Below are 14,066 nucleotides of genomic sequence, written 5' to 3'. Positions count from 1 at the left end.
CATGTGTCGTGATACTTGATATCCGATACATGATACCTCATAAAAGATGAAGCAATTCACCTCCGTTCACGACGTAGAAGATATCAATGCTTTGGTGCAGGAAGCCCTTGAGCTGAAGCAAAACCCATACGCTTTTGAGGACTTAGGCAAGCATAAAACCCTTGGTCTTATTTTCTTAAATCCAAGCTTACGTACCCGCCTCAGCACGCAAAAAGCTGCTCAGAGTCTGGGTATGAATGTAATGGTGATGAACATGGGTCAGGAAGGCTGGGCTTTGGAAACGCAGGACGGTGCTATTATGAATGGTACCACCGTAGAGCACATCAAAGATGCCGCCGCCGTCATGGGCCAGTACTGCGATGTGCTGGGCATGCGCTCTTTCCCTAAGCTGCAGAATGTGGAAGAAGACTACTCAGAAGAGATTCTGAAGAAGTTCATCCAGTACGCCAACGTGCCATTCGTGAGTTTAGAGTCAGCTACTCGTCACCCACTGCAAAGTCTGGCAGATTTAGTGACCATCTCTGAGCATGCACCCCAAGGCCGTCGGCCGAAAGTAGTGTTAACCTGGGCACCGCACGTAAAAGCATTGCCACAGGCAGTACCAAACTCATTTGCTGAGTGGATGTGTGCGGCTGATGTAGACTTCGTGATTACGCACCCGGAAGGTTATGAACTAGACCCGCAGTTCACCAACGGCGCGACCATCACGCACAACCAAGCAGAAGCATTAGAAGGTGCAGACTTCATCTATATAAAGAACTGGTCTACCTACCAACCCTACGGACAGGTGCTAACCCAAGACGCCAGCTGGATGCTGACTAATCAACACCTGGTTAACACCAACAACGCCAAAGTAATGCACTGTCTTCCCGTTCGACGCAACGTAGAGCTAAGCGATGAGATTTTGGACGGACCAAACTCGTTAGTAGTGAACGAAGCTGCTAACCGTGAATTCGCCGCGCAAGCAGTATTGAAGCGTCTGTTGGAAAGTATTCAGTAAGAGTGCCGCTGGCGCGAGCTTGCAGCTCGTGTCCGCACGCATTTCTTCACAGTATTAATCCTCCTCATGTCATCTTGGAAAGATCTTGATGGCTAACGGCAGTACCGCTTGAATAGAGCTTTACTAGTTCGCCCACAAGATCCTTTTAGGATGACAATAATATTTAGTTATCAAAAATACGTGCGGACACGAGCTGCAAGCTCGCGCCAGCGTAAGGTCTTAAGTATACTATCTCGTGTCTACTAAAATCAGCGTCATCAAAATAGGGGGAAATGTACTGGACAACCCAGCCCAGTTAGATCAGTTTTTAACAGACTTCGCAGCCATCAAAGGCCCCAAAGTCCTAGTACACGGAGGCGGGAAAATTGCCTCTGAACTGAGCAAGCAGTTAGGCATTGAACCCAATATGGTGAACGGCCGCCGCATTACGGATGCAGACACTTTGCGCGTAGTAACCATGGTGTACGGTGGATTGCTGAATAAGAATCTGGTAGCGCAGCTGCAAGCCAGAGGCTGCAACTCCCTTGGTTTGACCGGTGCTGATGCCAATGTTATTCCGGCCCATAAGCGCTCGTTGAAAGATATTGACTACGGCTTTGTGGGTGATGTAGAAAGTCCAGATCAGGTGAATGTACCTTTCTTGGCTTCCTTAGCTGAACAAGGTCTTACTCCAATCTTCGCGGCATTGACGCATGATGGTCAGGGCAACATGCTCAATACCAACGCAGATACCATTGCCTCTACCCTTGCGGTAGCGCTTAGCCGCCAATTTGAAGTGAACCTAATCTATTGTTTTGAGAAGAAAGGCGTGCTGCTGGATGTGGAAGATGAAAACAGTGTCATCCACCACCTGCAACCAGATAACTATGCGCAACTGAAAGAGCAAGGCGCCATCTTCGCAGGAATGCTTCCTAAACTGGATAACGCTTTTGCCGCGCTACAAGCGGGGGTGAAGGCGGTTATCATTGGGCACGCCGCCGAAATCCAAACCATTGCCGCTGGTGAAAAAGTTGGTACTAAGATTACGCTGTAGCCAAATATGGATATATGTTTTCTGGCTGTTTTCTCGAAAAGAGGATTAAAACAACCGCAGTTACCCCTTTAACTGTTTTCTTGCAGCAATAATAAATTGATTCACAGCCAGTCAATGGCGTAAAACATACAAGAACCATGAGTGAACAGTACAAGAAAATAGCCATTCTGGGCGGCGGCAACATGGGCATTGCGCTGGCCAAAGGCATGGTCGCCTCAGGAAAATACCGCGCCGAGGACATTACCCTCACCCGCCGGAATACCAAGTTATTAGACACGATGGTGGAGCAAGGGTACCGCGCTTCCAGCAACAACGCTCTAGCCGTATCCGAGGCTGATATTGTGGTTCTGAGCATTCTGCCGCAGCAGTTGGATAGCGTGCTGGACAACATCTCGGAGAGCATAGACCCAAGCCGCCATCTGTTCATTTCTATTGTGACCGGCGTGGCCGTGACGGATATTATCACCCGTATTGGCAAAGTAGTGGAAGTGGTGCGCGCTATGCCCAACACCGCCATCGCTATCCAAGAATCCATGACCTGCATTGCCAGCAGGAACGCTTCTGCGGAGAACATGGCCCTAGTAAAAGACATCTTCTCCGCCGTAGGTGAAACGGTGGAGATTGAGGAAGAACTGATGTCTTCGGCTACGGCGCTGGTGGCCTGCGGGATTGCTTTCTTCCTGCGCTCCATCAGAGCGGCAGCTCAAGGTGGCACTGAAATTGGTTTCCATGCCGGTGATGCTTTGCGTATGGCAGCTCAAACCGCCAAAGGTGCGGCTTCTTTGCTCCTGCATTTCGGTAGCCACCCAGAAAACGAGATTGACAAAGTGACCTCACCAAAAGGCTGTACCATTGCCGGTCTCAACGAAATGGAGCACAATGGCTTCAGTTCTGCCATGATCAAAGGCATCCGCACCTCGGCTCAGAAAGCAGAGAAATTGTATACCGACGAAAAATAGAGGCCAGGCACTGCCTTTTCTCCATTCGAATTGCTGGCTTTGGCCTGTTTTCCAGAAAATAGCTAAAAAAGAGAATCAGCAGATATAATCATCCCTCCTACCCCCCTTTAAGGGGACTATAGATAGTGTACCTCCTAAATGAATAACACCTTATACCAAGACGCTTTAAGCCTGCTCCAGAAGTTGATTTCTATCCAGTCGTTCAGCCGCGAGGAGGCAGGAACAGCCGAGGCAATCACACAGTTCCTACAGGCTAAAGGCGTGGAGATTCATCGGAAGGAGAACAATGTTTGGGCGTTTAATAAGCACCACAACCCTGCCTTGCCTACAGTATTGTTGAATTCCCACCATGACACCGTAAAGCCGCACCCTAGCTGGGCTTTTGACCCGTTTACGCCTACGGTGCAAGACGGCAAACTCATAGGCTTGGGCAGCAATGATGCAGGTGGTTGTCTGGTGTCTCTTATTGCTACCTTCCTGCATTTTTATGACCGGGAGGATTTAACCTATAATCTGGTGGTGGCAGCCACTGCCGAGGAAGAAATTTCCGGCAGAAACGGCATTGAGCTGGTGTACCCGGAGCTGGGTGAGCTGGAGTTTGCCATTGTGGGTGAACCTACTCAGATGCACCTGGCCGTTGCCGAAAAAGGTTTGATGGTGTTGGATTGCATAGCTCACGGACAAGGTGGTCATGCTGCTCGCGAGGAAGGCGTAAATGCTATCTACGAAGCCCTATCAGATATTGAGTGGTTCCGCACATTCCGTTTCCCGAAGGAGTCTAGCTTCTTAGGTCCTATCAAAATGAGTGTGACGGTAATTCAGGCAGGTTCTCAGCACAATGTAGTGCCGGACCAATGCAAATACACGGTAGACGTGCGCATGACCGATGCTTATCAGCCTGAAGAAGTGTTGAGCATCATCAGGGAGCATGTAAAAAGCGAGGTGACGCCACGCTCTACCCGCTTGCGCCCATCGTCCATTGACCAGAACCATCCAATTGTGCAATCGGGAGTTAAGCTGGGAAGGAACCTGTATGGCTCTCCTACTACCTCAGATCAGGCACTGTTGGATATTCCATCGCTAAAGATTGGTCCCGGAGACTCAGCGCGCTCGCATACCGCAGATGAGTACCTTTACCTTTCAGAATTAGAAGAGGGCATTGCCCTTTACATACAATTATTGACTCCTGTTATTACCGCTTAGCATGAAACTCTGGCAAAAAGAAACCTCCGTCGCGCAAAATGTAGAAAAGTTCACCGTGGGCAAAGACGCCGAGATGGACTTACAATTAGCTCCTTTTGATGTGCTGGGCTCCCTGGCACACACACGCATGCTGGAGAGCATCGGGTTGATGGAGTCAGAAGACTTAGCGGATGTGCAGCGTGAACTCAAAGAGATTTACAAAAGCATTGAACGCGGCGAGTTTACCATTGAGCCAGGTGTGGAAGACGTACACTCGCAGGTAGAGATGTTGCTCACTCGTCGGTTGGGCGAGGCTGGCAAAAAAATCCACAGCGGCCGTTCCCGCAACGACCAGGTGCTGGTAGACCTGAAACTGTTTATCCGTCATGAAATCCGGCAGACGGTGGAGGCCGTGCACACGCTGTTCACCACCTTACAGGAGCTCAGCGAAAAGAACAAGCATATTCTACTTCCAGGTTACACCCATTTGCAGGTAGCCATGCCTTCTTCGTTCGGGTTATGGTTTGGCGCTTATGCCGAGAGTTTGGTAGATGACTTGCAGATGTTGCAAGCGGCCTACAAAATCAGCAACAAAAATCCTCTAGGCTCGGCGGCTGGTTACGGAAGTTCCTTCCCTTTGAACCGCCAGATGACGACCGATTTACTGGGCTTCGAAGCGTTGAACTACAACGTGGTGTACGCCCAGATGGGTCGTGGCAAAACTGAGCGCAGCGTAAGCATGGGCTTGGCGTCTATTGCCAGCACGCTCGGCCGCATGGCCATGGACGTGTGCCTGTACATGAGCCAGAACTTCGCCTTCGTGACACTGCCTGGTGAACTGACCACCGGTTCCAGCATCATGCCACACAAGAAGAACCCTGACGTGTTTGAAATCATGCGTGGCAAATGCAACCGCCTGCAAGCGCTACCTACTGAGATTCAGATGCTCCTCGGCAACTTGCCGTCCGGTTATCACCGTGAGTTGCAGTTGCTCAAAGAAAGCTTCTTCCCCGCGTTCACTGAAATCAGGAACTGCCTGGAGATGATGACTTTCATGCTGCCGAACCTGAAGCTGAACGAAGACATTCTGAAAGATGAGAAATACAAATACCTCTTCAGCGTGGAAGTCGTGAATAACCAGGTGCTAAGCGGAGTGCCGTTCAGAGATGCGTACAAGAACGTGGGGGTAGCCATTGAAAAAGGCGAATTTGAAAGACCTGAAACCGTGAATCACACGCATGAGGGCAGCATTGGCAACTTGTGCACAACGGAGATAAAAGGCTTGATGGAGGAAGTCCTAAGCGGCTTCCAGTTTGAGAAAGTAGACAAAGCCATTGCTGAGCTGCTGGTGTAATCTACTTTTAGCATGTTTTGCTGAAAACAGCCTTAACACAAAAATGGCTCTCTGATTAAACCAGAGAGCCATTTTGTTGCTATTCTCCGCTGGCGCGAGCTTCCAGCTCGTGTCCGTACGCATTCCAAATACATTCTTTCAACCACTACAAAAAAATTGATTTTGTAGTGGTGACTCGAAATTCAAACACGTGTCCTCATTAAGAAATACAGAAATACAATCTGGAATGCGTGCGGACACGAGCGGGACGCTCGCGCCAGCGTAGGACAGATTTCGTTTTAAATGCTTTTTATGAACACAGGCCTGATACGCATCAGGGTCTGGCTAGCAGTCCGCCTGCTCTTGCACGGAACAAAGTCATGCCCACTAAATACCCCAACACACTTCCGGCTAATCCATACCACAGAGGCTCCACTTCGGTGCCTGAGATACGGCAGAAAAACCACACTCCCATTCCAAAAGCCATAGACAATATTGCTGCTACCGCTGATGTCTTCTTTAGGTAAATACCCGCCACCAATGGCACCAACAAACTTACCAGACTCAAAGCTGAAGATTCACTTACCAGTTCATGAATATTGTTACGGGACAAGGCAAAACCCAGGGAAATTACCGCTACTACCAGCACGCTTCCACGGGACAAGGCGAGTAGCTTTTTATCAGTGATGTCTTTGAAAAAGGGCCGAATTAAATTCTCACTTAAGATAGAAGCAGGAGCCAGAACAGCGCCACTGGCAGTACTAATGATAGCTGAGATCAAGGCGCCAAAAAACAATACTTTGATGAACATTGGGCTGTAACCTAAGATTAAGCCGGGCACCAGCATCTGGGCATCTTGGGAGGCCAATTCTGGATGGAGAACTTTGGCGTAAATGGCCAGAACCAAGGGCAGTAAAGCAATAGTGACGTACAACAAGGCAGCCAACAAAGAGGCGCTTACTGCCACCTTTTCCGACTTAGACGACATCACGCGTTGAAAGACATCCTGCTGCGGTATAGAACCCAGCCCGATGGTCATCCAAAGTGCCAGGTAGTTGAGCCACCCGGAGAAGGAGGCTCCGGCTTTGGGTGTAATCCGGAAGAAATCTGCGGGCAAAGTGGCGGTAACTTCCGCAATGGGCTTTTCGCGCATCACCCACCAAGTGACAACAAGCAAGCCCAGAATGATCATGATAGTCTGCAGGTAATCGGTTACGCTTACACTCCACATTCCGCCAAAATACGTGTACAGCACCACCAGAAAACTCCCGATCAGAATGCCTTGTACCAGCGTGGTACCCAGTAGCAGGTTGAAGGCAATTCCTAGGGCCACCATCTGGGCGGCTACCCAGCCAAAATAGGAAATCACGAGACAGAAGGAGGCAATGATTTCAGTGGTGCGGCCAAACTTGACCCGGTAAAAATCACCGAAGGTGAGCAGGTTCATACGGTACAGTTTCCGGGCGAAGAATAGTCCCACCAGCACCAGGCACAGGGCTGCCCCTAACGGATCTTCCACCATACCAATCAAGCCGTCTTCTGCCACTTCGGCGGAGGCACCCAAAATGGTCTCAGAACCAAACCAGGTGGCAAATACCACCGCCGTGGCCATGGGCAAGGGCAACGCTCTGCCAGCCAGCATAAAGTCTGCTGTGTTGTGTACGCGGCGTGCTGCCCAAAGGCCTATTGCTACATTCAGAACTAAGTACAGCAGAACAAAAAAGACGAGCATAGAAAGGGCACTGCCATTTAGGCCTTATTTCTGGAAAACATATTGAAATCTAGAAAGCAATATAAGGGATTTCAAGTTTTTCAATTCTAGATGGTTTTTTCAGTGAAAGAAGGTATAGCCTTTTGGTTTTGTAACTCCAAAATTTAAACCTGCATATACTCTATATAATATCTTAGAAATTAATAACTTACCTGTAATACAAAGTATATTAAAAATTTAATATTATTTAAAAACATCTTCCCCTATATGATACCTCCCCCATCACTTAAACAGGCAAAAACCTTACTTCTGCCCTCACTCTTATTTATTTTGATTTCATTCTCCTCTCAGGCTTCACATATCCGTGCTGGTGAAATATATTATAAAAGCGACACTACGGCTGCCCGTAATCCTCTGAGGTTTTTTATCACTTTGGTTACGTACAGTGTAGTCCCTCCCCCCTTTGAAGATATAGAGGCAACTATGCACTTTGGAGACTGTACCAAACAGACAGTAGCCCGAGAATCAAGAACAATAATAGGAGCTTCACAACTGGGCACCTTCGTTAACATCTATCAGTTTGAGCACACGTATTCTGGGCCGGGTACTTATAAAATCACTTATGTTGGATCTAGCCGAAACGCCGGTACTGTCAATACCTCCAACACGGCACAACAAACATTCTTTTTGCAGAGCACCTTGGTGGCAGATCCTTTTTTAGGGATAAACCGCTCCCCGATTCTGAAAGGTCTTCCAGATGATATTGCCTTCCGCAATCAAACCTTCATACACAATCATGCTGGCTTTGATGCTGATGGTGATAGCCTCTCTTATAAGTTAGTGACACCTCTAACAAGCAGTGGCGAAAATGCCTGCGGCAACCCTGTGGGAACGAACTCGCCCGGACATAGGGGATTGGAGAACTTCTTGGGCACAGTTGATTCTGGAAACCCAGCAGGATACAACCTGAACAGAAACACCGGTCAACTAATCTGGAATACTCCAGGAGTTCTAGGGGAATTTGTAGTTGCTATGGTAGTGGAAGAATGGCGCGGAGGCAGGCTAATTGGTCAGGTAATGCGAGACAGGCAACTGATTGTGCGTGAAGCCCCAATTGTGACCGGAATCTCTGAAGAGTGGCAACAGCAGGTTTCCACCTTCCCTAACCCGGCTACATCTACGTTGACGCTGAAAGTACCTGCTTCTGTACAGCTTCTGGAAACTAAGGTGTATAATTCGGTGGGAATATCATTCCCACTGCCTGTTCCTGTAAAATCTAAGGACGGATGGGTCTTCAACGTGGTAGGTTTGCCGGAAGGCTTTTATCTCCTGCACCTCAAAACCTCACAGGGAAAGATGATCCAAAAGTTACTTGTGAAACGGTGAGCTTTTCTGGCCTTATTTCCTGAAAACAGGCCAAAAGCAGTATTCTCAAACCCCCAAGCCAATGCCGCATTAGAATGGACTTAGTGAAAAACAACTCACTTCTAGAAAAAGGCAAACAGAAAGGGAGCGGACTTTAACAGCCTGCTCCCTTTCTTTTACAGATAAGTACGCTTAGTTGAAATCTGCGGCAGTTACGCCCTCATTCACCTTCACGGCTTTGACTTTCATTTCCATCACCTGCTGCTGTCCGCCGGCAGAGATAGTAACCGTTTGGGTATGCGGGAACAGAATGGCACCCACTTTCTTGTAGTCTCCAACTTCAACTGTGTTATTGATGGTCATGTTATTGGAAGTAGTTGCCTCCTCGGTTTTCACCAGAAGCTTGCTGGCTACGTCATAAAACTCGGTCTTTGATTTACCCGTTGGTTGGGTGATCATCACTTTGTACGCATCAGAACCATTCACTTTTTCCACACCCTTCACCTCAGCTTTAAACGCCGGGTTGTTTAGGTAATCAAATTGTTCAAATAAACTGGAAACAGCGTTTTTCTCTTTGATCTCTTCTGGGGTCAAAGGTTTTTTCTGGCCCATTTGCTCCTGGTAACCGGCAGTTCCGTTGAATCGGGTTTTCATAACCTGATTACCACCCATTGACATGGTCATGGCTTCCAGATTAGGGCTCATTTTTTTAAATTCCACCTCCAGGTTAGCGCCTTGCATTTGCATGCTCATGGCCGAAGAAATAGATTTCACTTTTTTCAGTTCCTCTACTCCGCCCAGGGCTTTCAGATAATTGCTGAACACATCAGCGGCTTTTACATTGGTGGTGGTGGAAGAAGAGGCTCCAGCCGTTACAGGGTTGGCATACACGTCATACTGCTTTACCGGGATGTTCAACCTTTTGAGGCCGTCCATCATCTGAGAGGCATTGCCTACTACTACCACACGGGCATTGCCGCTGTTGAAGTATTTCTGCGCCACGCGTTGGATGTCATCCTTGGTCACCGCATTCACTTTCTGCAGATACGTGCGGTAGAAATCTTTAGGCAGGTCATTGATGAGAATGTTACGGGCGAAGGCGGCAGTGCGGGCTTTGTTTTCCAGGCCCAACGCAAACGATCCGTTGTACAAGGCTTTCGCGTTGGCCAGTTCTTCATCGGACACCTTCTGGGTACGCAGGCCGTTGATCTCGTTCATAAACTCCACAATGGCACTGTCTGTTTTAGCGGTCCTTACCGAAGCCGAGGCCGAAAACGTGTTCTGGAAACGCCCGGCCCCAATGCCTGAATAGGCACCGTACGTGAAGCCGTGTTTCTCGCGCAGGTTATTGAACAAGCGGCCAGAGCTCCCACCGCCCAAAATCTGATTTGCCAGCAACACCGGAAAGTAATCTGGATGGTTCATCTTGAGGTCCACCAGGTTGGTCACCGTGATCTCTGACTGCACCGCATTGGACATGTCTACCAGGTTGATCTCGGTTTTAGCTGGGTTTGGCACAGCAGCCAAAGCAGGCAAAGTCAGCTTGGGTCCTTTCAGGTCGCCTAATACTTCTTCGGCCAGTTTCTTTGCGTCATTTGGTTTAATGTCGCCAATAATGGTCAGGTAGCCGCGGGAAGGAGTAATGTATTTGGCATATGCTTCCTTCACATCTGCCAGAGTTAAGCCTTTGATAGACTCCTCGGTCACAAACTCGCCGCTGGGATGGTTCTTGCCAAACGTCAGGGCGCTAACCACCCGCCCCGAGATTGCTTTTACATTCTTTTCATTGCTCTTCAACCCCGTTAACGTCTGCGACTTCAGCTTGTCAAAAGACTCTTGGGTAAAAGCGGGGTTCTTCAGCCCTTTTCCCATCAACGCAAACGCCTGGGGAAAATAGCGGGTCAGAGCTGCCGCGCTGCCGCCTGCAGCGGATAACCCCACATCGGCCCCCATTCTGTCTACGGCTTCGTCAAACTGAGCCTTGGTCATGTCTTTGGTGCCCTCGTTGAGCATCTGACCCATGAGGGTGACCACACCGGCCTTTTTGCCTTCAGTGATAGGGCCTGCATCTATGAAATAAGAGGCCGACACCCGGGGCAGTTTATGGTCTTCCACTACCAGCACCGTAATGCCGTTTTTCAACTTAAAGGTAGTGGGGTCTTGCAGCGTAATGACCGGAGCCGGACCTGCGGCCGGTTTCTTTGATCTGTCTATGGTTACCTGCGCCTCAGCGTTGAACAGCAACAGGGCACTGGCAGCAAGGAATATATATTTCTTCATGGTGGTTTCTTCTTTTGGCTACGCCGAGGTTCACATACGTCGCCTCAACCCAGCGATCTCTTCTGAAAAATTAATTAGCCGTTTTAGCCTGTGCCGGTAAGTAATACAACACTACCCGTGAGTTAGGCTGCAGGTATTTCCTGGCCGCTGCCTGAATGTCCTGGCGCGATATGCCTCTGATTTTGTCCAATTCCTGGTTGATGTTGTTGGTGTTCTTGTTATGGAAAGTGTACCCGCTGGCCAGGTTCTCGGCCACGCCCAGCATGGTAGAGTTAGCGGTCACGTAGTTGTTTTCAAACTGGTTCTGGATCTTTTTGTAATCCTCTTCAGAGATCAGGTTGTTTTGCAGATTGGCTACCTCAGCATCAATGTCTTTCAATAAGTCCGGCAGAGGCGTATTGTTGTTAGGCAGGGCATAGGTGATATACGCGCCGTAATCTTCCAGCGCGAAGTTGAAGGCCCCTACCTGCAAGGCGCTTTTCTTCTCGTCCACCATTTTCTTGTATAGTTTAGAACTGGCGCCACCAGACAAGATGGAAGAAATCATCTCCATGGTTTTGGAATCCTTCTCGCTCATGCCCGGCACCCGGTACGCCGACATAATAGCTGGAATCTGGATGTTGGCATCATACGCGGTGTCCACAATCATTTTGGTGATAGGAGCTTCCACCACTTTCTGGTAGTTTACCGGCGCTCCTTTAGGTACAGGGCCGAAATAGGCATTTACCAGTTCCTTGGTTTGGGCGATGTCAATGTCACCGGCAATGGAAAGCACCGCGTTGTTAGGCACGTAGTATTTCTTGAAGAAAGCCTGAAACTCTTCTAGTTTAGCGGCATCCAGATCAGCCATAGACCCGATGGGTTGCCAAGTGTACGGGTGCTTGGTGAACAGGCGCTTGAAGATCTCATTTGTGAAATTACCGTACGGGCTGTTGTCAATCCGCATGCGTTTCTCTTCTTTCACCACCTCGTTCTGCGTCTTTACGCCCACCTCATTGATGACCGGGTGCAGCATTCTTTCGCTCTCAAGCCACAAACCTAATTTCAGTTGGTTGCTGGGGAACACTTCGTAATAAAAGGTGCGGTCATGCGAGGTGTTGGCATTGTTCTGGCCCCCGTTGCTGGACACCAGTTTCATGAACTCGCCACGTTTGATATTTTGCGAACCCTCAAAAAGCAAGTGCTCAAAGAAGTGCGCAAAGCCAGAACGGCCCACTTGTTCGTTTTTAGAGCCCACGTGGTACATCACAGACACCGCTACCACCGGGGCAGATTTGTCCTGGTGCAGGATCACGTGTAAACCGTTGGGTAAGTCATACTCGGTGAACTCTACTTTTTGCGCCTGGGCAGTTGTAGAGGAGAGCATGGCCGCTGCCGCTGCAACGAGAAAATGCTTCTTTGAAAACATACTGGTTTTAGGTTTGTGAAAAGTCATGAAAGGGTTTTTGTGCTGTTTTTAGAACGATGCTGAATCAGATTTCTTAGATGAAAGATGAGGTAGCTATTTTATAGATATCAGAATAGGTCCAGCATTTCTGAGCTGAAGGGAAACCGGAAAAAAGGACGTTCCACGAGTAAACTCTTCAACTCACTGATTAGTAGACGAACCTGCCCTTTTATTACAACAAAAAGACGGTACAGCTATTTTTATTTCTAGAAATCTTCTTACCTGCTTAAGGAGTACGCTTCAGGGCTTTTTTCTGAAAAGGAGCCTTAAATCCTGCCCTTCCGGATAAAACTGCGACAACTCCCGCCTTCTGTCCTATCCATAAACTAGTGGGCTACGTACCTTTGTTAAGAGAAAACGAACGAAAGCTATGTTAGGAAAAGGCTCTAAACTGTACAGCATCTGCAAGCTGAAATGCCCCCGGTGCCAGGAAGGAAATTTGTTTGAGAACAACAGCCTGCTGAGTTACAGTAAAATGTCTAAAATGCTGGACCATTGCCCGGTGTGCCACCAGATGTATGAACCGGAACCGGGGTACTATTACGGGGCCATGTTTGTGAGCTACGGCCTTACCGCCGGACCAACCCTGGCCATTGTGGGTTTGATGATGCTGTTCTCTGAGGAAATCACCCTCTGGATGTTCATGGCTGCTCTAATTCTTTCGCTGCTTTTGTTCATGCCTGCGCTTTTCAAACTTTCCCGCGCTATCTGGATTAACATCTTCATCAGCTATAATCCGTTGGCCGCACAGGATCCGCAAGCCAAAGGGCATTAGACTGTTTTTAGCGCTAATTTTCGCAAATTGGGGCAAAACCGGCAGACCGCTGGTTGCTTGCCTTATGCCCGAAAAGCTTCCTGTTTACCGTATTCCTGATTTTACTCCGGCCAAGGCCCTTTCCCGCGGCATCCACGTAGCCGATCTACAGGCGCACCGGCAGAAGCACGCCTTTGTGCAGGCCCCGCACAAACATGATTTCTATCTTTTGTTGGTAGTCAGAAACGGGCAGGGCACCCACACCATTGATTTCACTCTCTATGACGTGAAGCCCGGAAGTGTTTTCTTCCTCACGCCCGGGCAAGTACACGCCTGGGACCTTTCTCCCGAGACGGAAGGCACCCTGCTGTTTTTCACTCCCGAGTTTTACCGCGGAAACCGCGAAGCCGACGCATTACGGCAGTTCCCCTTTTTCCAAACCTGGCAGCACCCGCCGGTATTCAATGTTCAGCCAAATTCCCTTTCTCCGGTAGAACAGCTCCTGCACCAAATGCAACAGGAATACTCTAGGGCTGCTCCTTTTCAGATTGATGCCTTGCGCGCTTACCTGGAATTGCTGCTCATTCAACTGGCCCGGCTTTATCCTAAAACCACGGTGGCGTCGGAAGAAAACATCTGGCCTTTTCAGTTGTACCAACTGGAAACTTTGGTGGAGAACCATTACCTGGAGCACCTGCCCACCAGTTTCTACGCCCATGCCCTGCACCTTTCGCCCAAGTACCTGAACGAACTCTGCAAACAGAACCTGGGCAAAACCACCACTGACCTGCTGCAGGAACGCTTGATCCTGGAAGCCAAACGACTGCTCACCCACTCGCCGCACCTCAATATTGCGCAGGTGGCGCAGGCCCTCGGCTTTGAGGACAATTCTTATTTCGGCCGGTTTTTCAAAAAACAGGCCGAAATCACCCCGGAACAATTTCGGCAGAAAAGATAAATACGGAATCTACTTCATAGAGAGCCTTTTACCACAACCTAATC

At 49.0% G+C, this 14,066-nt stretch carries 11 protein-coding genes; 8 read left to right on the top strand and 3 right to left on the bottom strand.

Annotation, left to right across the window (positions count from 1 at the left end; translation table 11 throughout):
* Positions 1-46: 46 nt before the first annotated feature.
* From DC20_RS12490 to argH, 5 genes are all read left to right on the top strand, one after another.
* Positions 47-1,000, top strand: a complete 954-nt coding sequence (locus DC20_RS12490) for an N-acetylornithine carbamoyltransferase (protein ID WP_062544132.1) — start codon at positions 47-49, stop codon at positions 998-1,000.
* 235 nt (positions 1,001-1,235) lie between these two features.
* Entirely contained in the window at positions 1,236-2,033 is a 798-nt protein-coding gene (argB, locus tag DC20_RS12485; protein WP_218918703.1) for an acetylglutamate kinase, read from the top strand.
* A 137-nt stretch (positions 2,034-2,170) separates the two neighbouring features.
* The gene (gene proC, locus DC20_RS12480) at positions 2,171-2,992 is read left to right on the top strand and encodes a pyrroline-5-carboxylate reductase (protein ID WP_062544131.1); all 822 of its coding nucleotides are present in this window, start codon (positions 2,171-2,173) and stop codon (positions 2,990-2,992) included.
* 138 nt (positions 2,993-3,130) lie between these two features.
* On the top strand, positions 3,131-4,195 hold the full coding sequence (locus DC20_RS12475; RefSeq protein WP_062544130.1) for a M20 family metallo-hydrolase: 1,065 nt from the start codon (positions 3,131-3,133) through the stop codon (positions 4,193-4,195).
* 1 nt (position 4,196) lies between these two features.
* Positions 4,197-5,528, top strand: coding sequence for an argininosuccinate lyase (gene argH, locus DC20_RS12470; RefSeq protein ID WP_062544129.1), 1,332 nt, complete (start codon positions 4,197-4,199; stop codon positions 5,526-5,528).
* A gap of 313 nt (positions 5,529-5,841) precedes the next feature.
* On the opposite strand, the gene DC20_RS12465 is transcribed toward argH, so the two are convergent.
* Positions 5,842-7,239: a sodium:solute symporter family protein gene (locus DC20_RS12465; protein WP_062544128.1), complete on the bottom strand. Its 1,398-nt coding sequence runs from the start codon at positions 7,237-7,239 to the stop codon at positions 5,842-5,844.
* A 462-nt stretch (positions 7,240-7,701) separates the two neighbouring features.
* On the opposite strand from DC20_RS12465, the gene DC20_RS12460 reads away from it, so the two are divergent.
* Positions 7,702-8,604 (top strand): T9SS type A sorting domain-containing protein, encoded by a 903-nt coding sequence (locus tag DC20_RS12460; RefSeq protein WP_062544127.1) that lies wholly within the window; start codon positions 7,702-7,704, stop codon positions 8,602-8,604.
* A 171-nt stretch (positions 8,605-8,775) separates the two neighbouring features.
* Here DC20_RS12460 and DC20_RS12455 read toward each other — a convergent pair whose 3' ends face one another.
* Both DC20_RS12455 and DC20_RS12450 read right to left on the bottom strand, forming a co-directional pair.
* Positions 8,776-10,863: an insulinase family protein gene (locus DC20_RS12455; protein WP_062544126.1), complete on the bottom strand. Its 2,088-nt coding sequence runs from the start codon at positions 10,861-10,863 to the stop codon at positions 8,776-8,778.
* A 70-nt stretch (positions 10,864-10,933) separates the two neighbouring features.
* A complete protein-coding gene (locus DC20_RS12450) occupies positions 10,934-12,271 on the bottom strand; it encodes a M16 family metallopeptidase (RefSeq protein WP_062545943.1) in 1,338 nt (445 codons plus the stop codon).
* A gap of 409 nt (positions 12,272-12,680) precedes the next feature.
* Here DC20_RS12450 and DC20_RS12445 point away from each other — a divergent pair, with 409 nt between their 5' ends.
* Positions 12,681-13,085 (top strand): DUF983 domain-containing protein, encoded by a 405-nt coding sequence (locus DC20_RS12445; protein WP_062544125.1) that lies wholly within the window; start codon positions 12,681-12,683, stop codon positions 13,083-13,085.
* Positions 13,086-13,149: 64 nt separating this feature from the next.
* On the top strand, positions 13,150-14,022 hold the full coding sequence (locus tag DC20_RS12440) for an AraC family transcriptional regulator (RefSeq protein WP_062544124.1): 873 nt from the start codon (positions 13,150-13,152) through the stop codon (positions 14,020-14,022).
* The last annotated feature ends 44 nt before the right edge of the window (positions 14,023-14,066 follow it).

The organism is Rufibacter tibetensis (genome assembly GCF_001310085.1).
In the GTDB taxonomy this organism is placed as follows: Bacteria; Bacteroidota; Bacteroidia; order Cytophagales; family Hymenobacteraceae; genus Nibribacter; species Nibribacter tibetensis.
Note: the sequence above shows the minus strand (reverse complement) of the source record. Positions and strands in the feature narration are given on the sequence as shown.